This is a genomic window from Paraburkholderia eburnea (genome assembly GCF_002917095.1).
Taxonomy (GTDB): domain Bacteria; phylum Pseudomonadota; class Gammaproteobacteria; order Burkholderiales; family Burkholderiaceae; genus Paraburkholderia; species Paraburkholderia eburnea.
Genome location: NZ_PQGA01000015.1, coordinates 110,330 through 132,133 on the forward strand (window position 1 = coordinate 110,330; position 21,804 = coordinate 132,133).

Annotated in this window: 24 protein-coding genes and 2 tRNA genes; 16 read left to right on the forward strand and 10 right to left on the reverse strand. The window is 63.2% G+C overall.

Features of this window, described 5'->3' with window-relative positions:
• Positions 1 to 39: 39 nt before the first annotated feature.
• A complete protein-coding gene (gene bioB, locus B0G62_RS22925; RefSeq protein ID WP_103706498.1) occupies positions 40 to 1,134 on the forward strand; it encodes a biotin synthase BioB in 1,095 nt (364 codons plus the stop codon).
• 90 nt (positions 1,135 to 1,224) lie between these two features.
• On the opposite strand, the gene cytX is transcribed toward bioB, so the two are convergent.
• On the reverse strand, positions 1,225 to 2,532 hold the full coding sequence (gene cytX / locus B0G62_RS22930) for a putative hydroxymethylpyrimidine transporter CytX (protein WP_103706499.1): 1,308 nt from the start codon (positions 2,530 to 2,532) through the stop codon (positions 1,225 to 1,227).
• 233 nt (positions 2,533 to 2,765) lie between these two features.
• On the opposite strand from cytX, the gene B0G62_RS22935 reads away from it, so the two are divergent.
• The 6 genes from B0G62_RS22935 (at position 2,766) to B0G62_RS22960 (ending at position 8,011) form a co-directional block, all read left to right on the forward strand.
• Positions 2,766 to 4,103, forward strand: coding sequence for a replication-associated recombination protein A (locus B0G62_RS22935; RefSeq protein ID WP_103706500.1), 1,338 nt, complete (start codon positions 2,766 to 2,768; stop codon positions 4,101 to 4,103).
• 77 nt (positions 4,104 to 4,180) lie between these two features.
• Entirely contained in the window at positions 4,181 to 5,473 is a 1,293-nt protein-coding gene (gene serS / locus B0G62_RS22940) for a serine--tRNA ligase (protein ID WP_103706501.1), read from the forward strand.
• A gap of 144 nt (positions 5,474 to 5,617) precedes the next feature.
• A tRNA-Ser gene (locus B0G62_RS22945) sits at positions 5,618 to 5,708 on the forward strand.
• A 194-nt stretch (positions 5,709 to 5,902) separates the two neighbouring features.
• Positions 5,903 to 6,160 (forward strand): helix-turn-helix transcriptional regulator, encoded by a 258-nt coding sequence (locus tag B0G62_RS22950; protein WP_103706502.1) that lies wholly within the window; start codon positions 5,903 to 5,905, stop codon positions 6,158 to 6,160.
• A gap of 337 nt (positions 6,161 to 6,497) precedes the next feature.
• Positions 6,498 to 7,559 carry a hypothetical protein gene (locus tag B0G62_RS22955; RefSeq protein WP_103706503.1) on the forward strand — a complete coding sequence of 354 codons (1,062 nt, stop codon included), beginning with the start codon at positions 6,498 to 6,500 and terminating at the stop codon, positions 7,557 to 7,559.
• 20 nt (positions 7,560 to 7,579) lie between these two features.
• Positions 7,580 to 8,011 (forward strand): hypothetical protein, encoded by a 432-nt coding sequence (locus tag B0G62_RS22960; RefSeq protein ID WP_103706504.1) that lies wholly within the window; start codon positions 7,580 to 7,582, stop codon positions 8,009 to 8,011.
• Between the two features lie 60 nt (positions 8,012 to 8,071).
• Here B0G62_RS22960 and B0G62_RS22965 read toward each other — a convergent pair whose 3' ends face one another.
• Positions 8,072 to 8,614: a tyrosine-type recombinase/integrase gene (locus B0G62_RS22965; protein ID WP_103706505.1), complete on the reverse strand. Its 543-nt coding sequence runs from the start codon at positions 8,612 to 8,614 to the stop codon at positions 8,072 to 8,074.
• On the opposite strand from B0G62_RS22965, the gene B0G62_RS22970 reads away from it, so the two are divergent.
• Entirely contained in the window at positions 8,613 to 8,963 is a 351-nt protein-coding gene (locus B0G62_RS22970) for a hypothetical protein (protein WP_103706506.1), read from the forward strand. The two genes, B0G62_RS22965 and B0G62_RS22970, sit on opposite strands and share 2 nt — an antisense overlap.
• A 116-nt stretch (positions 8,964 to 9,079) precedes the next feature.
• Here the strand turns inward: B0G62_RS22970 and B0G62_RS22975 are convergent, their stop codons facing one another.
• Both B0G62_RS22975 and B0G62_RS22980 read right to left on the reverse strand, forming a co-directional pair.
• On the reverse strand, positions 9,080 to 9,268 hold the full coding sequence (locus B0G62_RS22975; RefSeq protein ID WP_208624242.1) for a hypothetical protein: 189 nt from the start codon (positions 9,266 to 9,268) through the stop codon (positions 9,080 to 9,082).
• Positions 9,269 to 9,541: 273 nt separating this feature from the next.
• Positions 9,542 to 10,372: a hypothetical protein gene (locus B0G62_RS22980; protein WP_244193341.1), complete on the reverse strand. Its 831-nt coding sequence runs from the start codon at positions 10,370 to 10,372 to the stop codon at positions 9,542 to 9,544.
• 197 nt (positions 10,373 to 10,569) lie between these two features.
• Here B0G62_RS22980 and map point away from each other — a divergent pair, with 197 nt between their 5' ends.
• The 8 genes from map to B0G62_RS31770 all read left to right on the forward strand — a co-directional run bounded on the left by map (position 10,570) and on the right by B0G62_RS31770 (position 16,766).
• Positions 10,570 to 11,355, forward strand: a complete 786-nt coding sequence (gene map / locus B0G62_RS22985; RefSeq protein WP_103706507.1) for a type I methionyl aminopeptidase — start codon at positions 10,570 to 10,572, stop codon at positions 11,353 to 11,355.
• Between the two features lie 172 nt (positions 11,356 to 11,527).
• Complete coding sequence (locus B0G62_RS22990; protein ID WP_103706508.1) at positions 11,528 to 12,064, forward strand: GNAT family N-acetyltransferase; 537 nt, start codon at positions 11,528 to 11,530, stop codon at positions 12,062 to 12,064.
• A gap of 196 nt (positions 12,065 to 12,260) precedes the next feature.
• Positions 12,261 to 13,121, forward strand: coding sequence for a septum site-determining protein MinC (gene minC / locus B0G62_RS22995; protein ID WP_103706509.1), 861 nt, complete (start codon positions 12,261 to 12,263; stop codon positions 13,119 to 13,121).
• A gap of 88 nt (positions 13,122 to 13,209) precedes the next feature.
• A complete protein-coding gene (gene minD / locus B0G62_RS23000; protein WP_103706510.1) occupies positions 13,210 to 14,025 on the forward strand; it encodes a septum site-determining protein MinD in 816 nt (271 codons plus the stop codon).
• Between the two features lie 14 nt (positions 14,026 to 14,039).
• The gene (gene minE / locus B0G62_RS23005) at positions 14,040 to 14,294 is read left to right on the forward strand and encodes a cell division topological specificity factor MinE (RefSeq protein ID WP_028215841.1); all 255 of its coding nucleotides are present in this window, start codon (positions 14,040 to 14,042) and stop codon (positions 14,292 to 14,294) included.
• 224 nt (positions 14,295 to 14,518) lie between these two features.
• Positions 14,519 to 14,836: a YXWGXW repeat-containing protein gene (locus B0G62_RS23010; RefSeq protein ID WP_103706511.1), complete on the forward strand. Its 318-nt coding sequence runs from the start codon at positions 14,519 to 14,521 to the stop codon at positions 14,834 to 14,836.
• Positions 14,837 to 15,282: 446 nt separating this feature from the next.
• Positions 15,283 to 16,287, forward strand: coding sequence for a lipopolysaccharide heptosyltransferase I (waaC, locus tag B0G62_RS23015; protein ID WP_103706512.1), 1,005 nt, complete (start codon positions 15,283 to 15,285; stop codon positions 16,285 to 16,287).
• A gap of 338 nt (positions 16,288 to 16,625) precedes the next feature.
• Positions 16,626 to 16,766, forward strand: a complete 141-nt coding sequence (locus B0G62_RS31770) for a hypothetical protein (protein ID WP_167401324.1) — start codon at positions 16,626 to 16,628, stop codon at positions 16,764 to 16,766.
• Positions 16,767 to 16,821: 55 nt separating this feature from the next.
• Here B0G62_RS31770 and B0G62_RS23020 read toward each other — a convergent pair whose 3' ends face one another.
• The 6 genes from B0G62_RS23020 to hemW form a co-directional block, all read right to left on the reverse strand.
• Positions 16,822 to 17,001, reverse strand: a complete 180-nt coding sequence (locus tag B0G62_RS23020; RefSeq protein ID WP_103706513.1) for a hypothetical protein — start codon at positions 16,999 to 17,001, stop codon at positions 16,822 to 16,824.
• Positions 17,002 to 17,148: 147 nt separating this feature from the next.
• Positions 17,149 to 18,465, reverse strand: a complete 1,317-nt coding sequence (locus B0G62_RS23025; RefSeq protein ID WP_103706514.1) for an MFS transporter — start codon at positions 18,463 to 18,465, stop codon at positions 17,149 to 17,151.
• 442 nt (positions 18,466 to 18,907) lie between these two features.
• Positions 18,908 to 19,339 carry an energy transducer TonB family protein gene (locus tag B0G62_RS23035; protein ID WP_227473036.1) on the reverse strand — a complete coding sequence of 144 codons (432 nt, stop codon included), beginning with the start codon at positions 19,337 to 19,339 and terminating at the stop codon, positions 18,908 to 18,910.
• A gap of 270 nt (positions 19,340 to 19,609) precedes the next feature.
• The gene (locus tag B0G62_RS23040) at positions 19,610 to 19,822 is read right to left on the reverse strand and encodes a hypothetical protein (RefSeq protein ID WP_103706517.1); all 213 of its coding nucleotides are present in this window, start codon (positions 19,820 to 19,822) and stop codon (positions 19,610 to 19,612) included.
• A gap of 597 nt (positions 19,823 to 20,419) precedes the next feature.
• Positions 20,420 to 20,509 (reverse strand) — tRNA-Ser (locus tag B0G62_RS23045).
• A gap of 92 nt (positions 20,510 to 20,601) precedes the next feature.
• On the reverse strand, positions 20,602 to 21,768 hold the full coding sequence (hemW, locus tag B0G62_RS23050) for a radical SAM family heme chaperone HemW (RefSeq protein ID WP_407671169.1): 1,167 nt from the start codon (positions 21,766 to 21,768) through the stop codon (positions 20,602 to 20,604).
• Positions 21,769 to 21,804: the final 36 nt, after the last annotated feature.

A 21,804-nucleotide genomic window follows, 5' to 3' on the forward strand; every position in this document is an offset into this window, starting at 1 on the left:
CAAAACCACAAGTCACACGTCACGAAGGACTTCGACACCATGACGCAAACCCACATCGACATTACCTCGCTGAAGGCCACCGCGCCGAGCGCCCACGCCGCCGCCGAAGCCGCAGCGCGCTGGAAAGTCGCCGACGTCGCCGCGCTCTACGAGCTGCCGTTCAACGACCTGATGTTCCGCGCCCAGCAGGTGCACCGCGAGCACTTCGACGCCAACGCCGTACAGCTCTCGACGCTGCTGTCGATCAAGACCGGCGGCTGCGAAGAGGATTGCGCGTACTGCCCGCAGTCGTCGCACTACGAAACCGAACTCGAAGCCGGCAAGCTGATGGCCGTGGACGCCGTGCTGGAAGCGGCGCGCGCCGCCAAGTCCAACGGCGCGACGCGCTTTTGCATGGGCGCGGCGTGGCGCAGTCCCAAGGATCGCCATCTTGAGCCGATCAAGGACATGATTCGCGGCGTGAAGGCGATGGGTCTGGAAACCTGCGTGACGCTCGGGATGCTCGAAGATCACCAGGCGAAGGAGCTTGCCGACGCGGGCCTCGACTACTACAACCACAACCTCGATACCTCGCCGGAGTACTACGGCAAGATCATCTCGACGCGCACCTACGAGGACCGTCTGGAGACGCTCGAGCGCGTGCGCGACGCGGGCATCAACGTGTGCTGCGGCGGCATCGTCGGCATGGGCGAGTCGCGCCGCGAGCGCGCGGGCCTGATCGCCCAGCTCGCCAACATGGAGCCGTATCCGGAATCGGTGCCTATCAACAATCTCGTGCAGGTCACGGGCACGCCGCTCGAAGGCACCGAGCCGATCGATCCGTTCGAGTTCGTGCGCACGATCGCGATCGCGCGCATCACGATGCCGAAGGCGATGGTGCGCCTGTCGGCGGGCCGCGAGCAGATGGACGACGCGCTGCAGGCGCTGTGCTTCATGGCCGGCGCGAACTCGATTTTCTACGGCGATCAACTGCTGACGACCAGCAACCCGCAAGCCGAAGCCGACCGCAAGCTGCTCGCGCGTCTGGGCATTTCGGCACAGGCCGCGCAGCATTTGCCGGCCGATGACCACGCTCATCACGGCCATGCGCACGGCCACGATCATTCGCACGGCGGCTGCGGCCACTGCGAATAACGCCTGTTTCAGGCGGTAAAAACAAAAACGCCACGCTGATGCAAACAGCGTGGCGTTTTCTATTGCGCGTCTAAAGCGCGTCTAAAAGCGTTACGCGTAAGCCGCGCGACGGCGCCCCGCGAGCACGAGATAGCACAGCGCGCCGATCACGAGCGAAGGCAGCGTCGCGCCAAGATTCGGCAGCCATTGATTGAGCGCCTGATAGGCGCCGAAGCCGATGCCCCACGCGATAAACGCGGTCACATGCCAGCCTCCGGTATAGCCGTAGGCGCCGTTCAGATCGGCCAGCGCCTGCGCATCGATACGGCGGCGACGCACGATGAAGTGATCGGCGAGCACCACGCCGAACAGCGGCGCGAACACCGAGCCGATAAAGAGCAGGAAGTTTTCGTACTTCGCCATCGGCACGACGAGGCCGATCAGCGTGCAGACCGCACCGAACGCCGCCGACAGGAACGGCACGCCGGCACGCGTCCAGACCGTGCCGGTCGACACGGCCGCCGAGTGGATATCGGCGAAGGCGTTGTCGATTTCATCGATCAGCACCAGCAGCAGCGCGAAGCCGCCGCCCGCCTGGGCCAGCGCCGTGGTGAGCAGCGCGTCGCCGCCGCCCGCCGCGAGGCCGTAGATCGCGCCGAGCGCGTAGAACCAGAGGTTCGCGATGCCATAGCCGAACAGCGTGCCGCGGAAGGTCTCGCCCGCCTTGCGGCCGAAACGCGTGTAGTCGGCGATCAGCGGCAGCCACGAAAGCGGCATCGCCACCACCAGATCGATCGCGCTGCCGAACGGCATGTCGCCGGTGCCGGGGCGCTTCATCAGCGCGCCGATGTCGTGCTGGGCGAGCAGGCTCCACGTGAGCCACGCCGCGCCCGCGAGCAGCAGCCAGATGCCCCACGTGCGCAGGAAACGGCGCACGAACGAGAGCGGACCGCTTATCGCCAGCAGCGTCGCCAGAATGCCGAAGATCACGGTCCAGACGAGCGGCATCGAGAGGCCGAAAGCCTGTTTGGCGAGCGCATCGGCGGAATCGCGCATCACGATGATCTCGAACGAGCCCCAGCCCACGAGCTGCACCATGTTGATGACGGCCGGCACCGACGCGCCGCGGATGCCGAGCGTCGGGCGCAGCGAGGACATGGCCGCGAGGCCCGTGTCCGTGCCGATCACGCCCGCGAGCGCGAGCAGCACGACGCCGATCACGCTGCCGATGCCGATGGCGAGCAGCGCGTGCGGCAGCGACAGGCCCGGCACGAGCAGGGCGCCCGCCTGCGCGACCAGCAGGCCGATGCCGAGGGAGAACCAGAGCGCGAAGGCGTCGCCGGTGCGGAACTGGCGGCGCGCGTCGGGCACCGGCACATTGGGCGCGTAGGCCGAGCCGTCTTGCGTGTTTTGAGTCATGGAAAAGCTGTCCTCTGTGTCGTCTGTATTGAATTCGTATGGTGTGCGTAGGGATTACGCAAAACTTCGTGCGGGCGGCCGGTCCTGGCCTCGGACATCGCGCGGCGGCGCGGACTGTCATAATGCACGACTGACTCCGGCGCGGTGATTCCGTTTTCAGGGGCGCGAACAGCGCCCAAGGCCGTATCGGAAGCCGCGCCCGCCGCAAAAGCCGACATTATCGCGAAAACGCCATGTTTGAAGAAACCCGTGCCAACGTTCCGCTCGCCGAGCGGCTGCGCCCGCGCACCATCGACGAAGTCATCGGCCAGAAGCATCTGCTTGGGCCCAACAAGCCGCTGCGCGTCGCCTTCGAGTCGGGCGAAGCGCATTCGATGATTCTCTGGGGGCCGCCGGGCGTCGGCAAGACCACGCTCGCGCGCCTCATGGCCGACGCTTTCCACGCCGAATTCATCGCGCTCTCAGCCGTGCTCTCGGGCGTGAAGGACATCCGCGAGGCCGTCGAGCAGGCGCAGCTTCACCGCGCGCACGGCCATCAGACGCTGGTGTTCGTCGACGAGGTGCATCGCTTCAACAAGAGCCAGCAGGACGCTTTCCTGCCGCACGTCGAGTCGGGTCTGTTCGTGTTCATCGGCGCGACCACGGAGAATCCGTCGTTCGAGGTGAACAGCGCGTTGCTCTCGCGCGCGGCGGTCTACGTGCTGCGCAGCCTCGACGAGGACGAGCAGGGCGAACTGCTCGCGCGCGCGGCGCAGGAACTGGGCGGCCTGACCTTTACCGACGAAGCGAAGCAGGCGCTGATCGGTTCCGCCGACGGCGATGGCCGCAAGCTCCTCAACAATCTGGAGATCGTCGCGCGCGCGGCGGCCCAGCAGAAGAAGAGCGAGATTGACGGCGAACTGCTCGGCAGCGCGCTCGCGGAAAATCTGCGCCGCTTCGACAAGGGCGGCGACGCGTTCTACGACCAGATCAGCGCGCTGCATAAGTCGGTGCGCGGCAGCAATCCGGACGGCGCGCTTTACTGGTTCTGCCGCATGCTCGACGGCGGCGCGGACCCGCGCTATCTCGCGCGCCGCATCGTGCGCATGGCGTGGGAGGATATTGGCCTCGCCGATCCGCGTGCTGCGCGCATCACGCTCGACGCGTCGGAAACCTATGAGCGCCTGGGCTCGCCCGAGGGCGAACTCGCGCTTGCGCAGGCGGTGATCTATCTGGCCGTGGCGCCCAAGTCGAACGCGGGCTACAACGCCTACAACGAGGCGCGGCGCTTCGTGAGCAAGGACCAGTCGCGCGCGGTGCCGATCCACCTGCGCAACGCGCCGACCAAACTCATGAAGGAACTGGGCTACGGCCACGAATATCGCTACGCGCACGACGAACCCGACGCCTACGCGGCCGGCGAAACCTATATCCCCGACGGCATGCGCGAGCCGAACTGGTACCGGCCCACGCCGCGCGGGCTCGAAGGCAAGATCGGCGAGAAGCTGGCGCGCCTGGCCGACCTCGACGCGCAATGGCGCGAAGAACATCGCGACGAAATCCGCGAACGCAAGCGTCGGGGCCAAAGCTAGGCCCGGCGCGCGCGGTTCGCCCGCGCCGGTGCGCTAAAATCGCTCCTTCACACAACGAAACTGCGTCTCACAATCCCATGCTCGACATCCAGCTGCTGCGCAAAGACCTCGACGGCGTCGCCAAGCGCCTCGCCGACCGCGGCTACACCCTCGACGTCGCGGCTTTCTCCGCGCTCGAAGCGGAACGCCGTGACATCCAGACCCGCACCGAAGAACTCCAGGCGCGCCGCAACAGCCTGTCGAAGCAGATCGGCGCGATGAAGGGCCGCGGCGAGGACACCTCGGCGGTCATGGCCGAAGTGGGCGGCATCGGCGACGAAATGAAGGCGTCGGCCGCCAAGCTCGACGAGATCCAGGCGAAGCTCTCCGACCTGCTGCTCGGTGTGCCGAACCTGCCGCACGAGAGCGTGCCGGTGGGCCGCGACGAAAGCGGCAACGTGGAAGTGCGCCGCTGGGGCACGCCGCGCGCGTTCGACTTCGAGGTGAAGGATCACGTCGATGTCGGCACGCCGCTGGGTCTGGACTTCGAGACGGGCGCCAAGCTCTCGGGCGCGCGCTTCACGATGCTGCGCGGCCAGATCGCGCGCCTGCACCGGGCGCTCGCGCAGTTCATGATCGACACCCACACGCTGCATCACGGCTATACGGAAACCTATACGCCGTACATCGTGAACCCGGAAATCCTCTACGGCACGGGCCAACTGCCCAAGTTCGCCGAGGACATGTTCCGCGTGGAGAAGGGCGGCGCCGAGAACACGGTCACGCAGTATCTGATTTCGACTTCGGAAATCTCGCTGACGAACACGGTGCGCGAGAGCATCGTCGAAGGCAACGCGCTGCCGATCAAGCTCACGGCGCATTCGCCGTGCTTTCGCTCGGAAGCGGGCTCGTATGGGCGCGACACGCGCGGCATGATCCGTCAGCACCAGTTCGACAAGGTCGAAATGGTTCAGGTGACCACGCCGGAAACGTCGTACAACGCGCTCGAAGAGATGGTCGTGCACGCCGAGACCATTTTGCAGAAACTTGGCCTGCCGTATCGCGTGGTGTCGCTGTGTACGGGCGACATGGGTTTCTCGGCCGCCAAGACGTATGACCTCGAAGTCTGGCTGCCGGCGCAGAACACCTATCGCGAAATCTCCAGCTGCTCGAACACCGAAGCGTTCCAGGCGCGGCGTATGCAGGCGCGCTATCGCAACGCGCAGGGCAAGCCGGAACTCGTGCATACGCTCAACGGTTCGGGCCTGGCTGTTGGCCGCACGCTGGTTGCCGTGCTGGAGAACTACCAGGAAGCCGATGGCTCGATCACCGTGCCGGAAGCGCTGCGTCCGTACATGAACGGCGTGGCACGTCTGGCGGTGGGCGGCTGAGGGTTTCGGATTGGCGGAACACGGGTCTTGCACGGCTCTCGAAATTTTTTCGAAAAAGGGCTTGCAAGATCCAAATTATGTTCTATAATCTTCGCTTCTCTGGTCGCCGACCAAGACCTGAGAAGCAGTAAAAAGCAGTACCCCGGAGAGGTGGCAGAGTGGTCGAATGTACCTGACTCGAAATCAGGCGTACGGTAACCCCGTACCGTGGGTTCGAATCCCACCCTCTCCGCCAGATTTGTTAGCGAGAGCCCCATAAGTTCAAGGACTTACGGGGCTTTTGTTTTTTTCGGCACGTCACGCAGCCACATTGGTTGTCGAGCCCTGAAATTTCATCGGGCCGCTCCAGGCGATAAGGCTGTGCGCCTGTACAGGCTGTCCGTATATCCATGTTCCGCCCGGAACCGGCTGTTTTTCGAGGTACGAGAAATGGCCACAAAAATCCTTCATCTTGCTGGCGTCGTTGCGGTCGTCGGCGTCAAGAAAAACACCATCTACAAGTGGCTTCGCGAAAAGCGCTTCCCGGCCCCGGTTCGCCTAGGTGAAAACTCGGTCGGCTGGCGTGAAGCCGATATCGAGGCATGGCTCGCGGCGTGCGAATCGACCCGCACCGAAGCGGAGGGCGTACGAGCGCATCCCGCGCCCCTGCCTGCCTGGGGAACGGGCGGCTTCTTCTTGTCCTGTTGATGGCCTGGAATCCGTCCGACAGGCGGCCCACCCGCAACCGGCGCGCTCAGGTGTGGCGCTCCATGCCTATTCGGCGTATCTGCTGGCAGGCGAGCTGGCGCGCTGCGAGCGCAGCATGACGCCGGAACAATGGGCCGAGCATCGCGCTTGGATCACATGTGCCCGCCAGTGAAAGCGAGCGCGCAATCGCGTCCGGTAAAGCACGGCGCAGCCCGGGCTGACATTGCGCCGTTAGCGAGGGGCCGTGGTTGCGCTCGCTCAATGTCCTGACTTTGTTCTGCAAATTTGCGGGCGACGGTGGCGTACGCTGAAAACCCGAAAAGAGGACGGGTAGCTTATGCCGTGGAACACGCTAGATGTACCGCTCGATGCCGGATGGAAATGCACGCTGATTCCGGGAGCGGAGTATTACGACATGACGGGTTGGGGGCGCGGCTATCGCGATATGTCGGCCCGCGCGCTCTATCCGAATGCAGGTCGGGACAACTCCTTTTCGTGGAACGCGCGCCCCCTTAGCGAAGTGGACAAGGGCGAGTTGTGGGAGAAAGACCGGCTCAGGCAACTCGCAGACGATACGATGGCCTTTGCTCGACATTTTCGCCCGAACTGGGACTTGCGCACGATTACCGGCGAAAAGGCGCTCCGCGATGTTCAGGCGTTTGTCCGCGACAGTCTGAGCCTGGCGCACTGGAACCTGCCGACCGATAACGCGGGAGTGCGCAGGCTGCTGTGCGATGCGGTCGCAGCCGGAAAGCTTGTCCCGGTAGTGAATCGCGAATACTACGGCCTGCCGCGCGTAGCGCAATCGGACCCCGTGCCGCAGCGCTGGCCCGCGACGGGCGGCGGAGGTAATGGATACCCGCCCAGGGTCTTAAGCTACAGTGAATTTGACGCGCTACGGCGAGCCAATGGTGAGCTGCCCGCGCTGGATTCGGGGGGCGTAAGCGCTGCGCTTGATCCACTACCAGCCCTCGGCGCAGCGGCCAGGGCCGACGATGGTTTCGGCTTGCTCGGGGCAGTTGAATCGGCGGCGGCCGCTTTGCTCGGTGGCGGTGATGATTCTGACGAAAGCGATGATGCTGGCGGAGATGACGGCGGCGTTTCCGACGCTGATGTGTTCAGCGGCGATTCGACGCCGCTCGGCGATGCGCAGCCATTCGACTACTCTCCAAACGACGCGCCGGACGGTGACTCGTTTGACATTGCCAAGACGCCGAATGAAGGTGACCCTGGGACGTGGTACACCAACCCCGGAAGTGGTCAGATGCGCATGTACGGAGATGATGGCCAGCCTGTTGTTGACTTCGATTTTGACCACGACCACGGGCAGGGCGTTCCACATGCACACAATTGGGACAATGGGGTGCGTGGCCCCGGAGTTGCCTTCTCTCCGTTGTAGTGCGTTCTACTGGAGATTGTATGAATACAGCTACGTACATTGATATCCGAGATATTGCGGACTTCCCTGGCTTTCACGATGCAGAGCTATATTCCATCGAGCACGACCCTGATGGGCACTCTCTTGAACTATGCTTTCGACGGGTTGGCGGCAAACTTGAGGCGCTGAGATTTTCGGGTGTGACCGCTCAGCGCATGATTGATTTTGCAGGCCAGAACGTAGCGTCAAGACTCCTGTTTTCGCATAGGTATGCGTTTACGCTGGTTGAGGTTCGCAGGTGGGTTCAGTGGATAAAGAGCCGCGATGACTCGAAGGTGGCACTTATCAGCGAAGAGACGGGCCAGGAGTACATACGGGATTTTGCTGCCCGACGGCGGATGCTGTTTGTTCTCGAGCCCTCGTGCGGAGCCGAAATGGCGGTGCTGTGCGAATCCGTGTCGCTCAGACAGTGATTCGCCGTCAACAACAAAAAGCCAACTCTTGATGGTCGGCTCTTTCTGGCGACTCCTCAATTAATTCGCTATATCGCAGACATATGCCGACCACGCTTGCATCATCGGGCGGCGCTGTTCCAACAGATCGGTTCGGTGATAGGCCGCTTCAACCTTGTTTGCGACCGTATGCGCGAGCGCCCGCTCGGCAAGGTCGCGCGCGTAGCCGCTTTCGCTGCACCAATCGCGGAGTGAGCCTCGAAAGCCATGCGGTGTCGCGACACGCCTCGGTGTATCGCTATTCGCCTTCACGCGGCGTAGGAGCGCCGTCAACGTCATATCTGATAGCACCTTGCCACGCGGCGACGGAAACACCTGGGGTTTGTGCTGCTTTTCCTCTTTAAGCCGCTTGACGAGCGCGAGCGCCGCCGTCGAAAGCGGGATGCAGTGGAGGCGGCGACGCAGACGAAACGGACTTGCTTGGTGATGCTGGCGGCGACGGTTCAACCCCTTTGGACTTTGACCATGATCACGGTTTCGGTATTCCCCATGCCCATAATTGGGATGGAAGAGCCCGCGATCTTGGCAATCCCGTTTCACTGCTTCCGTATTAGGAAAAAACATGAATGACCTGAAAGCATTCAACCAATTCCACGACTGGTATCTAGACACTATCCACGTCACCAAAGAAAGCGAAACATTAATGCTTTGCTTATATCTGCAAGAGCGGCGTGCGTCTGTGTTATTCGTGGGAATAAATCGTTGTGCTGTGCAAGACTTTAGCTTGCAAAATATCGTGTACAGGATTGAGGTGCTAACTCACGGCACCTCTCACTATGAGAAGGCACAGCAGATCCTGGCTAAAACCCAACGATGGGCCGATAACCAACCCGGCAATATTGCGCGACTCTTTTCGACGTGCGGAGCGGAGATAGTTGTCGAGTTTGATTCAATAGAAATTGCGCTGGAATAGTCTAACGTAAACGGATTTATCAAGCCGAATCGCGAGGGTCGGCTTTTCTATGCCCGCCTATTCTGGCGTTCCACCATTACGCCGCTATACCGCCACATGCGCCGCCCACGCTTCCATCATCGGGGGCGCTGCTTTATCAAATCGGTGCGGTGATAAGCGCTTTCAACTTTGTTCGCGATGGTATGCGCGAGCGCCCGCTCGGCAAGGTCGCGGGTGTAGCCGTTCTCGCTGGCCCAATCGCGGAAGCTGGAGCGGAAGCCGTGCAGCGTCGCAACGCGCCCCGGCGTATCGCTCTTCGCCTTCACGTCATATCGGATACCGGCTTGTCTCCAGCCTTAAATGCCTTTGCCTGTTTATCTGTGAGTGCCATATGTAGCCCATCACGAAACGCCGGATGGGGGCAAGCGAGTATAAACCGCGGAATGCACAGAATGACAGTCTAAGCTGCTGATAATAAAGGATTTATCGAGCTTGAGCGAACCGGGGCGCGCTTGGAATTGGGCGGTCAAACTCTCCGCCAGATTTAGAAACCCCTTGGATGCCTAACCGCTGCAGGGTTTTTGCTTTTCTACGCCTTTTCAGGTCCTGTCGCCCGACACCGCCGGCACATGCCCACGCTGCTCCAGCGAGCGCATGAACGTACCCGAAATCGCCGAAGCGCCGTGATGGACAATCTTCTCGTCGATCAGCGCCCACACCGGCATCCCCGCCGCCCGCGCACGCTGGCAGAACGACAGATCCTCCGACAGATACACGCCTTTGTCGCCGACCGTGTCGAAGAACGCGTGAAAGTGTCCGTCAGGCAGATACGGCGCGTATTGCGCAGGCGGACGATAAAGCTGCGTGAGGGGCGCCATCGCCTGCATGGCGTCGCGGCGCACGAGGAAAATGCCCGTGCCGATGTGATTCACCTCGACCCAGCCGCCGCTGACGCTGCTGTTGCCGTCGGCATCGGTGCGGATCGCCGTGTTGTAGTCCACGGTCTTTTCCTGCCACTCGCGCAGCGTGAGGCCCGCATCGGCGCTCGTGATCTTCTTTTCCGCGTCGAAGAAGCGGTAGGGGCAGGCGATGCCCGCCACGGGCTTGTTGCCGGCCAGCAGGCGCGGAATGGCCTCGCGCGAGAAGTCCATGTCCGTATCGAGAAACAACACGTGCGTGAACTGCGGGTGGCTCAGGAAATAATTCGCAAAGAAGTTGCGCGCCCGGATGATGTGCGACGACGCCGTGTGGATGTACTCGAAGCCAATGCCGCGCTCCTTGAACGTTTCCATCAGGCGCGCCAGCGCCATGGCGAAGTCGAAGTGCACGGAGTTGTCGTAAGTGGGCAGCGCGATGAGGATATTCAGGGGCGCTTGGGCGGGCGCGCCGATGCTCGCATCGGTGCTGGAAGAACGGGGCGATTGGCTCATGATCTGGTGTTCTGCTCACGTCGTTGTAAGATATTTCCCATTCTTGTTGGCGGCTTGCGCCAGGACAATCGGACGTATCTGAATATTGCCGGTCCGGCCCGCGCGGCCTGCCCGGTACAATGGCGCCTTTCGAGCGGCGCTCCCATGAATTCGCGGCGAGGCGCTTGACGCGCCGTCGCGCCCACTTTGGTTCTCAGATGGCTATCACTTACAAATCCGCCGGCGACATCGAGCGTCTGCGCATTTCCGGCCGGCTTGCCGCCGATGTGCTCGCCATGATCGGCGAACACGTCAAGCCCGGCGTCTCCACCGACGATCTCGACGCGATCTGCAACGACTTCATCGTCAACACGCTGAAGGCCGTGCCGGCCAACGTCGGCTATCTCGGCTTCCCCAAGACGATCTGCACGTCCGTCAATTCCGTGGTCTGCCACGGGATTCCGAGCCGCAACGAGGTGCTCAAGGACGGCGACATCATCAACATCGACGTGGCCGTGATCAAGGACGGCTATTTTGGGGACACGAGCCGCATGTACACGGTCGGCACGCCCAGTTCAGTCGGGCGCCAGCTGATCGACACGACTTATGAGGCGATGCTCGCGGGCATCCGCGAGGTGAAGCCGGGCGCCACGCTCGGCGACGTGGGCCACGCGATCCAGAAGCGCGCTCAGGCCGACGGTTTCTCGATCGTGCGCGAATACTGCGGCCACGGCATCGGCAAGGTGTATCACGAGGAGCCGCAGGTGCTGCACTACGGCCAGCCGGGGCAGGGCGTGCGCCTGAAGCCCGGCATGGTCTTCACGATCGAGCCGATGGTCAACGCGGGACGCGCGGGCACGGCGGTGCAACGCGACGGCTGGACCGTCGTGACGAAGGACCGCTCGCTCTCCGCGCAGTGGGAACACATGGTCGCCGTCACCGACGACGGCTATGAACTGCTCACGCCCTGGCCGGACGGCACGGGTGCGTATGAAGCCCCGTGAGGGCGTTCAAGGCAGTGAGCGCCGCTTTACAGCGGCCTGTGAGGGGTGTCGGCCAGTCTGTCAAGCCTTGTGCGCGCGGCGTTCAAGGAACTTTTTTGTCAAATAAGGATTTGACTCTCTGGCCAGTTCGGTTAAAGCTACGCGTTAGTGCTTTATTGGGGTTTACGACTGCATGAGTCCGTCACTGACCGTTCGCCGTATCGTTGCCGATCAGGGTGCCGTGCTCCGCGAGCTTCGAACTGCGTCGCTGCGCGACGCGCCTTATGCCTTCGGCGACTCGCTCGAAGACGCCTTGTCCGCCGATGCAGCCGTCTTTGACGCCGCGGCCGCCCGTCATGCCGATTCGCATACCGCTACTTCGTTCATCCTCTACACGGAAGGCCATCCGGCCGGCCTGATCGGCGCGAACTTCGAGAGCGCGCCGGCGCGCCGGGCGTTCGTGTTCGCGTTGTGGGTGGCGCCGGCGGTGCGGCATCTGCGTGGCGGCGAACTGCTCGTCAACGCGGCCATCGACTGGCTCGCGAGCGAAGGCGCCCAGCAAATCTATGCGTGGGTAACCGACAGCAATACCACCGCGATGCGTTTCTACGAGCGCCTGGGTTTCGTCGCCACGGGCGACCACGCGCGCAGCACGCAGACGCCCGAGCAATGGGAAACGCTGCTGATGCGCGAACTGGCAGGCGCTGCGCCGCTTGCTTCCGCGCAGTAAGCGCGCCCTGGCTTTGCTGTTGCTGCGCCGGTTTTTTCCGCCCTGACGCGCAAGCCGCGTGTCATGTGGCGGCTTCTCCTGGCGTTTTTCGCGCCATTCTTTCGTCATTCCCTTCGCTGCCGCATTTTGAGCCGTTAAAAATAATGGCCGTGCGCGTCGACGCCTGTAAAATACGCAAAATTTTTCGCCGATCGCCATGTCGCCCAAGAAATCGCCCTATTTTGAACTGAAGAGCGGTGCAGTCGATACGCTTCTGTTCGTGGTCAAAACGACTGAACTCGATGCGATGCGCGCCGAACTCACGCGGCGCTTCGAGGCGACGCCGGAATTCTTCGCCAACGACACGGTGGCCATCGACCTGCGCCGTCTCGCCGACGGCGAACAGGTCGCGCTGGGCGACATCGCGCGCCTGCTCGAAAGCGTGCGCATGCGCCCCGTGGGCGTGGTGGCGCTTGCCGCGCAGCATGGCTGGGCCGCCGCTGCGGGCCTGCCGTTCCTCGAAGCGCGCGACAAGCGCGTGGCGGGGGCCGCCGCGGGCAGCACGAACGTCAAGACCGAAGCCGAAGACCACGCCGCCGACGCTGCAAAGGCGAATGCGGCGGCTGCCGGCACCGCACAGCCCGAACTCTTCCCCGCTGATTCCACGCAAGACGCGAGCGCCGGCGGCGAGATCGACGCCGATGCCGATGCCGACCCACGCGGCAGCGGCACGGCGCCGCGCGAGGCGACGCTCGTGATCGACCGTCCGCTGCGCTCGGGCCAGCGGGTCTACGCGAAGGGCGATCTGGTGGTGCTCGGCATGGTGTCCAATGGCGCGGAAGTGATCGCCGAAGGCAACATCCATATTTACGCGCCGTTGCGTGGCCGCGCGCTCGCGGGCGTGCACGGCAACCACGACGCACGTATTTTCTGCACGAGTCTCGAAGCGGAACTGATTTCGATTGCGGGTATCTACCGTACCACTGAAGTTCCTCTCTCAGCCGATGTGCATGGCAAGCCGGCGCAGATCCGGCTCGACGCAGAAAAGCTGTTGATCGAACCGCTGAGGCTCACCTGAGCCGCTGCTTGCACGCTGCGAAACGCGGGCGTGCGCGCGGCGCGCGATGAGACCAAAACCGGGAAACTGACGAACGCAAGGTAAGGGAATGGCAAAAATCATTGTGGTGACTTCGGGCAAGGGTGGCGTTGGCAAAACGACCACGAGCGCGAGTTTCGCATCGGGCCTCGCGTTGCGTGGCCACAAAACCGCTGTCATCGACTTCGACGTCGGTCTGCGCAATCTCGACCTCATCATGGGTTGCGAGCGCCGCGTCGTGTACGATCTGATCAACGTCATCCAGGGCGAGGCAAACCTCAACCAGGCGCTGATCAAGGACAAGAAGTGCGAGAACCTTCACATCCTGCCGGCCTCGCAGACGCGCGATAAAGACGCGCTCACGAAGGAGGGCGTGGAGAAGGTGATCGAAGATCTGCGCAAGATGGACTTCGAGTACATCGTCTGCGATTCGCCCGCGGGTATCGAATCGGGCGCGATGCTGGCGATGCACTTCGCCGACGAAGCGCTCATCGTGACGAATCCGGAAGTATCGTCGGTGCGTGACTCGGATCGTATCCTCGGCATGCTGTCGTCGAAGACCAAACGCGCGATCGAAGGGAAGGAGCCGATCAAGGAACACCTGCTCATCACGCGCTATAGCCCGAAACGCGTCAACGAAGGCGAAATGCTTTCGCTCGCGGATATCTCGGAAATCCTGCGCATCGAGCTGATCGGCGTGATTCCCGAATCCGAGGCGGTGCTGCACGCCTCGAACCAGGGCCTGCCCGCCGTCCATCTGGACGGCACCGACGTCGCCGAAGCCTACAAGGACGTCGTCGCGCGCTTTCTTGGCGAAGACAAGGCGCTTCGCTTCACCGACTACCAGAAGCCGGGGCTCCTGCAGCGCCTGTTCGGTAGCAAGTAAGGGAGGCGCACGTCATGTCGTTTCTTTCGTTTTTTCTCGGCGAGAAGAAGAAGTCCGCCTCGGTAGCGAAGGAACGCCTGCAGCTCATCATCGCTCACGAGCGCGCAGGCGGTCACCCGCCCGCCGATTATCTGCCGGCCCTGCAACGCGAACTCGTCGCCGTGATCTCCAAGTACGTGAAGATCTCCGATGACGACATCCGCGTGAGCCTGGAACGTCAGGACGACCTCGAAGTGCTCGAGGTCAAGATCGAGATTCCGCAGGCCTGACCTGCGGCGAGTGCGGCGCAGGCCTGTGCCGCACTCATCCCGATAGGGCTGCGCGACGGGTTTTCGCGCGCTTTCAGCACGCCCTGCGCAGCCTGCCTTACCTTACCGAAATATTCAGTTTCACTTCACCCGCTGCGGTTACACGGCCGCTGTCAGCGCAGCCGCACGCTCGCGCATTGATCGGGTAACGCCACTCATGGCGTCCAACTCGAAGGGTGATCAACATGAATAATTCCATCCGCCTGCTTATCGCCAAGGCCGCCATCGTCGCTGCGGGCACGTGCGCCGTCGCTGCGCCGGCTTTCGCTGAAATCGTCGTCGTCGAGCCGAGCGCGCCGCCGCCCGCCGAGCGTGTCGAAGTCGTGCCCGCGCCGCGCGCCGGCTACGTCTGGGACAAGGGCCACTGGCGCTGGGATCACGGCCGCTATGTCTGGATCGCAGGCCACTGGCAGGCCGAACGCGTGGGCTACCACTGGGTGCCGGGCCACTGGGTCGCGCACGGCCCGAACTGGCGCTGGGTCGAAGGCCACTGGGCTGCTTGAGAGCGCTTGATCGGCCACCGGTTCCATCGGCAAGGAGAAACACCATGAGCAGAAGACTGCTCGCCGCGGCGGCGCTCGCGATCGTGCTCGCCGGCTGCGTCGTCGTCCCCGCGCGGCCCATGTATGTGCGAGCCGCGCCCATCGTGATTTATTGAGGTTGTTGAAGTTGGTTAGAGGCTCGCTGGCGGTAGGTCAGCAAGCCGCGCCAGGCCCGGCGCGCGTCAGCGGTTCGAGCGATCGAGCGTTGATGTGCCGCCGGGCTTTTTCGTTTTTTGCACGCGTGGCGAGGCGTGTCGATCGCATGGGTCGACGCGCCAGGCAAAGCGGGGTCCGATGAAATACGCAAACGTTCGCAGATTTCGCCTGTTGCGAACGGCTCCGTCCGATAGAATCTCGGAAAAAATGCCGGCAAATCATCGAAAACGGACCTCAACGTCCGCAGCACAATGAAACGAGTTTTGATAGTCAAGGTGACGTCGCTTGGCGATGTCGTCGAGGCCCTTCCCGTGGTCGCCGATGTCCAGCGCAAATTCCCCGGCGCCAAGGTCGATTGGGCGGTGGACGACGCCTTCGCGGAGATCGTGCACTGGAACGCAGGGATCGACCGCGTGCTCTGCGCGCCGCTGCGCCGCTTCAAGAAGGCGCGCCGCTGGAGCGATTTCAAGGCGATCTGGGACTCGATCGCCGAACTGCGCGCCGAACGTTACGACGCCATCATCGACATTCACGGTGTCTACAAGAGCGCGATCATCGCGTTCATCGCGCGCGGCAAGCGGCGCTTCGGCTACCTCGCACAGGATCTTGGCGAGCAGGGCGCGGCGTTCGCCTACAACGGCCGCTTCGGGCCGCGTCCGAAGTGTGATGCGTGGCTTGGCATGCGCATCAGCACGGGTGAAGCGCTCGGCTATACCGTCGATACGCCGCCCGATTTCCAGATGCGCATTCCGCGCGACGGCAATGCGCTGCCCGCGCCCGATGCGCCTACCGCGCTGATCTTTCACGCCACGTCGAAGGAAGAGAAGAAGTGGCCTGTCGCGCATTGGGGCGAGCTGTGCAATGAGCTCGTCAAACGCGGCCTGCGGATCGAGCTGCCGTGGGGCTCGGATGCCGAGCACGCGACGGCGAAGGAAATCGCCGCGCTAGTGCCAGGCGCCGTGATCCTGCCGCGTCTCACGGTCACGCAGGTGGCGCAGCGTATCGAGGACAGTGCGCTCGTGGTCGGCACGGACACGGGCTTCGTGCATCTGGGCCACGCGCTGCTCAAGCCCACGGTGATGATCTTCGTCGCGACCAACGCCGAGCACCTTGGCGTGCGCGCACCGGATCGCTCGATCTCGATCGGCGACGGTCATCATGTGCCGCCGGTTTCGGTGGCGCTCGACGCGATCGACCGTGTTTATCCCGCGCGTACGGGAGACGCATCGAAAGGGCCGGCGGTGACGGCCGTCTGAACTTCGCGCGTTCTGCGTTGCCCGGCCCGCTCGTCTCACGCAGACCCGCGGGCCGTTTTCATTGGCGCGAACGTCATGCAAGTGTCATCGTCGATGATGAATGCGCGCTTGAACCCGGCTTGAACCCGGCTGGAACTCGATTACCAACTTGTTAAAAGTGTCGCCGTTGCGTGCATCGTGCGGCGCGTATCGCACGTGGCTGTGCGCAGGCACGCACGCGCTGTAACACGAGCCATACCGCTGCTTACAAATTGCAACGCCTGGGGGATTCGCCGTCGTGTTCAATCTCAACTGTCCACTGCGAGCCATGCGAGGCACGGCATCCAGGACACCAGACATTGACTCGATGGGAGAACGAAGTGAAACGATTGACGCTTACCCTGATTGTGGGTGCAGTACTCGCAGCGTCGCTGGCCGGCTGCATCGTCGTGCCGCCGGGCGGGGGTTACCACGGCGGCGGTTACTACCACGGCTACTGATATCGACGAACGCCTGGCTGAGCGCGACGACGCGTGGAAAGCCCGATAGAGCGTATCAGGCGAGCAGCATCTCGACGGCGACGACCGTCGCGACGGCGGCGGCGTTGGCGACCAGCGCTTCGATCACGACGGCACGCCACGTGGTCGTCCGCAGCCGGAAGGCGAGGAACAGGGAGATGCCCAGCGCGAGGGCAATCATCAGGACGATATCGGCATTGCTCAGATGCAGGTTCATCGTGGGCCTCCCGTGCGCGCTTGCGCGGACCTTGTTGATTCGAGTATAGCCACGCCGCGTGCGTGTCCATAGTGAACAAAAAAAAGCGGAGTCCGGTTGGCGGACTCCGCTTTTTGGCTTTCTACCGCGATTACCGCGACGAAGAAATCAGGTCAGCGACGTATGACGCGTCTCGCGCATGCACAGCACGCCGAACAGGCTCACGGCCGCCGCGATCGACACATACGCGCCCACCCACGAGAGGCCGCCGCGCGCGGCCAGTTGCTGCGCGATATACGGCGCCACCGACGCGCCCAGAATCCCGCCCAGGTTGTAGGCGACGCCCGCGCCCGTGTAGCGCACGCTGGTCGGGAACAGCTCGGGCAGCAGCGCGCCCATCGGAGCGAAGGTCGCGCCCATCAGGAACAGCTCGATCACGAGGAACAGCAGCACCAGCGGCAGCGAGCCGCTGCCGAGCAGCGGCTGCATCGTGAAGCCCGAGAGAATCGCCAGAATGCAGCCGACGATCAGCACTGGCTTGCGGCCGAAGCGGTCGCTCAAAGCCGCCGAAATCGGCGTGGCGATACCCATGAACACCACGGCGATGCACAGCATGCCGAGGAAGGTCGGACGCGCGATATGCAGCGCCGTCACGCCATGCGAGAGCGAGAACACCGTGGCGTTATAGAACAGCGTGTAGCAGACCACCATCGCGAGCGCGCCGAGGATCGTCGGCCACCAGTAGCTGCCGAGCAGCGTCGCGACCGGCACCTTGACGCGTTCCTCGCGCTCGATGGCGGCCTTGAATGCGGGCGTTTCGGCGATCTTCAGACGCACGTAGAGGCCCAGCGCGACGAGCACCGCCGACACGATGAACGGCACGCGCCAGCCCCAGTCGCGGAACTGCTGGTCGGAGAGTGTCGAGGCAAGACCGAAGAACAGCGCATTCGAGGCGAGAAAGCCCACCGACGGCCCGAGCTGCGGAAACATGCCGAACCAGCCGCGCTTGCCCTGCGGCGCGTATTCGGTGGCGAGCAGCGCCGCGCCGCCCCATTCGCCGCCCAGTCCAATGCCCTGACCGAAGCGCAGCACGCAGAGCAGAATCGGCGCGAGGCTGCCGATCGAGTCATAGCCGGGCACGAAGCCGATCAGCGTGGTCGAGAGGCCCATCACGAGCAGCGAGGCCACCAGCGTCGACTTACGGCCGATACGGTCGCCGAAATGGCCGAACAGGAACGAGCCGATCGGCCGCGCGACGAAAGCGATGCCGAAGGTCACGAACGCCGATAGCGCCTGCGCCGTGGCCGAGCCGTGGGGGAAGAACACCGGGCCGATCACGAGCGCGGCGGCGGTTGCGTACACATAGAAGTCGTAGAACTCGATCGCGGTGCCGATGAAGCTCGCGAAGATCACGCGCGCGGTGCTCCGCTGGCGGGTGGCATCGGGCTGATCGGCGCTCGCCGACGAAAGCGGTGAGGTGGACATCGAAGGGTCTCCAGTCATTGTGACGCGCGCTGGCGGGCCTGTGCGGGACCCGGTCAATCGGGAAAGCACGAGGCGCGGCGCGGACGTCTTTGTTCAGGTCTCGAAGCGGCAGGGCGGTGCGCGGCGCAGGCAGCGCCACGGCGACAGCGGTTTCCTTGATCCGGCAACGATTCGTCAGTATGCATCGCACAGCGGCAACTGTGCGCGCGAAAGCGGGGACCGGCGCTCGCGCGCGCCGATAGGCGCAAAGCGGGTGCGAAGCACGATCAATGAGCGCTGCGGCGCGGCGTGGGTGACGCGGCGCGCAGGCGGGACCGGCGCGAAGCCGGCGGGGGATAGCGAAAAATTATAACGATCGGGTGCGGCGCGCAGCAAGGCGCACGCAAGCTCTTCTGCCGGCGTTCGAAAGACGCGCCGTCCTGCGAAGTGGATCAATCGGCGATCAGTAGTCGCGCGCTTGCGGCGACGCCAGCGTGCGCAACTGGAACTTGCCGTCGTCGTTGAAAAGCCAGTCCTCGAACAACTCGATCTGGCCGACCGAGTTGAGCAGGCGCGGCGGCGGCGCCGGCAACGGTTGCGCGTGGCGCAGCGTGGCGAGCGCGGTGGTTTCGGCGTCGTCGTCGCCGTTGGTGCGATAGACCGACGACTTCACAACCTGACCGTCGCGGTTGACCGTGAACGAGACCACCACGAGCGAGCGCAACATCGCCTGGGGCGTGCCGCGCAGCACGTAGGACGGATTGCGCTCGACGATGCGCCTGGCGATCTGAGCGCGATAGTCGTCGAGGGTCGCGCTGTTGATGGCCTGCGGCGGAATGATGAGGAGCGGTCGAGGCGGCGGTGTGATCGTGCAGGCGCTTGCGAGCGCAAGCATCAGCGCCGGGCCGAGGCGGCGGAGAGCGGCAGCGCTCACGGCCGCAAGGCCGCTGCGCGTACGAGCGCGGATGAGCATGGCGAGCAGGCTCGAAGGCGAGACAGATTCGAGCTTAGTCGAAACGCGAGGGGAATCAATCCGCAGTCACCCGCGCCGGGGTAAGGGCCGGGAAGGGACAGCCGGAGGACGTGATAGCGGGGAGACGGAGGTGTCGCCAGGCGTCGCGAGGAAGGCGCGACGCTGCGTTGTTCTATCGGCTGGTCGAGCGGGTTATTCGACCGGAAACTGCGCGCAGGGATCGGCCACGACGGCGGAGCACGCGTACGAGTACTCGCCGCTCTTCAGGAACAGTTCCTTGCCGACCTGGACGTTCGCACGCAGATCGGGCGAGGTTTCCCAGGCGATGTAGCTCGAACACGTCGCGGCGAACAGAACGACGATCGAAAAAGCAAATTTTTCAAATACCTGGTAACGGTGCGGCATGGCGGTTGATCCCATCGAAGATTGGGATTTTAGCGCAATCCTAGGGTTTTTACCTAGTCAAATGCCGGAAAGCAGGGAGGGCGTATGAACGTGAAAATTTAATGCGACCCTTAGTTTCGCAGAATGGCGGCGGCGATTGCCTTGAATGGCTGCGGATCGAACAGAGCTGGGGGTGGGTTTGGGGTCAGGGAGGGCCAGCGTTTCGGCGGGTATCACAGTGGGCAAATCACGGTTGGCTTCCCGGTCATACTCACCATCCGGCGCAAATTTGAATTCAATCACCCCCTTCAAAAGGGGCTGTCACTTTGGCCCCCCTTTGGCTGTCCCGCATCAAGAGACACGCAACGCGCGGCAACGGCCGGTCGGACGGACACCGTGGGCGTTTTCGCCCTTTTGGGCGGAAACCTCGAAGATCGCAACAATGCAACGACGACTGATCACGCAAGCAAGTGCTCACGGATGGTTACACCAAAGGCACCGTTTGGTGTTCCCTCAAATCCCCATAAGAAACGGGTATTAAAGCACTTCGCCTTTTGGTGGGATCTTTGGCGGGTAAAAACGAAAAACGGGCCGAAAGGCCCGTATTCATTGGTGTTCTGGCGGAGGCGGTGAGATTCGAACTCACGGAAGGATTACTCCTTCGCCGGTTTTCAAGACCGGTGCATTCAACCACTCTGCCACACCTCCGGAGGCGCGCATTGTAACCTGGATTGTGCGCACACCGGCAGCCTTGCCGATGGCGCAGATCAAATCCTCAGGCAAAGCTCACCGAACCATCACTACGCGTCCTTCAAAAACAGCTCCTGCAGATCGTTCAGAAAGCGCTGGCCCAGCTCCGTCGGCACGATCTTCTCGTAGTCGCGCGTGATCAGCCCGCGCTTCTCCGCTTCCTGCAACTGCGGCTCGATGGTCGTGATCGGCAGGCCCGTGCGCTCCATAAAGCGATAAACCGGAAAGCCTTCCACCAAGCGCAGCGCATTGAGCATGAACTCGAACGGCAGATCCTTCGCACCCACCTCGTGCTCTTCCTGGATCGGCTTGCCCGCGCGCGCTTCTTCGATGAAAGTCGCCGGATGCTTGTAGCGCATCTGGCGCACGATGCGGTTCGGGAACGACAGCTTCGTGTGCGCGCCCGCGCCGATGCCCAGGTAATCGCCAAAGCGCCAGTAGTTGAGGTTATGGCGGCTCTGGCGCCCTGGCTGCGCGTACGCCGATACCTCGTAACGCCCATAACCGGCCTCGGCCGTGCGCGCGTGAATCCACTCCTGCATGTCCGCCGACTGGTCGTCGTCGGGCAGCACGGGCGGAAACTTCGCGAACATCGTGTTCGGTTCGAGCGTGAGGTGATAGAGCGACAGATGCGGCGGCGCAAACGCCAGCGCCGTTTCGATATCGGTCTGGCATTCGGCGAGCGTCTGCTTCGGCAGCGCGAACATCAGGTCGAGATTGAAATTGTCGAAGGTGTTCGCCGCGACTTCCACCGCATGGCGCGCCTGCGCCGCGTCGTGAATGCGGCCGAGCGCCTTCAAATGCGCCTCGTTGAAGCTCTGGATGCCGATCGACAGTCGGTTCACGCCGCTCGCGCGAAACTGCGCGAACTTGTCCGCCTCGAAGGTGCCGGGATTGGCTTCGAGCGTGATTTCCGCGTCGGCGTCGAGCGGCAGCAGCGCGCGCACGTCCGAGAGCAGGCGATCAAGCCCCTTCGCGGACAGCAGGCTCGGCGTGCCCCCGCCGATGAAAATCGTATGCACCTGGCGGCCCCACACGAGCGGCAGCGCCTGTTCGAGGTCGGCGCGCAGGGCGTCCAGGTAATCGTCCTCGGGAAAGCGCTCGCCTTTCCATTCGTGCGAGTTGAAGTCGCAGTACGGGCACTTGCGCACGCACCACGGGAAATGCACGTAAAGCGAGAGCGGCGGCAGCGAGGTCAGGCGAATGCTGCCCGGCATCGTGAACGACTGCACGACGTCCAGACCGATCTTGTG

Bases quoted from the DNA above. Each gene is read 5' to 3' on its own strand.
- hemW (WP_407671169.1), bottom strand. From the start codon at position 21,768: ATGCCGGGCAGCATTCGCCTGACCTCGCTGCCGCCGCTCTCGCTTTAC.
- map (WP_103706507.1), top strand. From the start codon at position 10,570: ATGGCTATCACTTACAAATCCGCCGGCGACATCGAGCGTCTGCGCATT.
- B0G62_RS22965 (WP_103706505.1), bottom strand. From the start codon at position 8,614: ATGTTTTTTCCTAATACGGAAGCAGTGAAACGGGATTGCCAAGATCGC.
- bioB (WP_103706498.1), top strand. From the start codon at position 40: ATGACGCAAACCCACATCGACATTACCTCGCTGAAGGCCACCGCGCCG.
- B0G62_RS22935 (WP_103706500.1), top strand. From the start codon at position 2,766: ATGTTTGAAGAAACCCGTGCCAACGTTCCGCTCGCCGAGCGGCTGCGC.
- B0G62_RS22960 (WP_103706504.1), top strand. From the start codon at position 7,580: ATGAATACAGCTACGTACATTGATATCCGAGATATTGCGGACTTCCCT.
- B0G62_RS22980 (WP_244193341.1), bottom strand. From the start codon at position 10,372: ATGAGCCAATCGCCCCGTTCTTCCAGCACCGATGCGAGCATCGGCGCG.
- B0G62_RS23020 (WP_103706513.1), bottom strand. From the start codon at position 17,001: ATGAACCTGCATCTGAGCAATGCCGATATCGTCCTGATGATTGCCCTC.
- B0G62_RS22970 (WP_103706506.1), top strand. From the start codon at position 8,613: ATGAATGACCTGAAAGCATTCAACCAATTCCACGACTGGTATCTAGAC.
- B0G62_RS22990 (WP_103706508.1), top strand. From the start codon at position 11,528: ATGAGTCCGTCACTGACCGTTCGCCGTATCGTTGCCGATCAGGGTGCC.
- waaC (WP_103706512.1), top strand. From the start codon at position 15,283: ATGAAACGAGTTTTGATAGTCAAGGTGACGTCGCTTGGCGATGTCGTC.
- B0G62_RS23010 (WP_103706511.1), top strand. From the start codon at position 14,519: ATGAATAATTCCATCCGCCTGCTTATCGCCAAGGCCGCCATCGTCGCT.
- minC (WP_103706509.1), top strand. From the start codon at position 12,261: ATGTCGCCCAAGAAATCGCCCTATTTTGAACTGAAGAGCGGTGCAGTC.
- B0G62_RS23035 (WP_227473036.1), bottom strand. From the start codon at position 19,339: ATGCTTGCGCTCGCAAGCGCCTGCACGATCACACCGCCGCCTCGACCG.
- minD (WP_103706510.1), top strand. From the start codon at position 13,210: ATGGCAAAAATCATTGTGGTGACTTCGGGCAAGGGTGGCGTTGGCAAA.
- cytX (WP_103706499.1), bottom strand. From the start codon at position 2,532: ATGACTCAAAACACGCAAGACGGCTCGGCCTACGCGCCCAATGTGCCG.
- B0G62_RS23040 (WP_103706517.1), bottom strand. From the start codon at position 19,822: ATGCCGCACCGTTACCAGGTATTTGAAAAATTTGCTTTTTCGATCGTC.
- B0G62_RS22955 (WP_103706503.1), top strand. From the start codon at position 6,498: ATGCCGTGGAACACGCTAGATGTACCGCTCGATGCCGGATGGAAATGC.
- serS (WP_103706501.1), top strand. From the start codon at position 4,181: ATGCTCGACATCCAGCTGCTGCGCAAAGACCTCGACGGCGTCGCCAAG.
- minE (WP_028215841.1), top strand. From the start codon at position 14,040: ATGTCGTTTCTTTCGTTTTTTCTCGGCGAGAAGAAGAAGTCCGCCTCG.
- B0G62_RS22950 (WP_103706502.1), top strand. From the start codon at position 5,903: ATGGCCACAAAAATCCTTCATCTTGCTGGCGTCGTTGCGGTCGTCGGC.
- B0G62_RS23025 (WP_103706514.1), bottom strand. From the start codon at position 18,465: ATGTCCACCTCACCGCTTTCGTCGGCGAGCGCCGATCAGCCCGATGCC.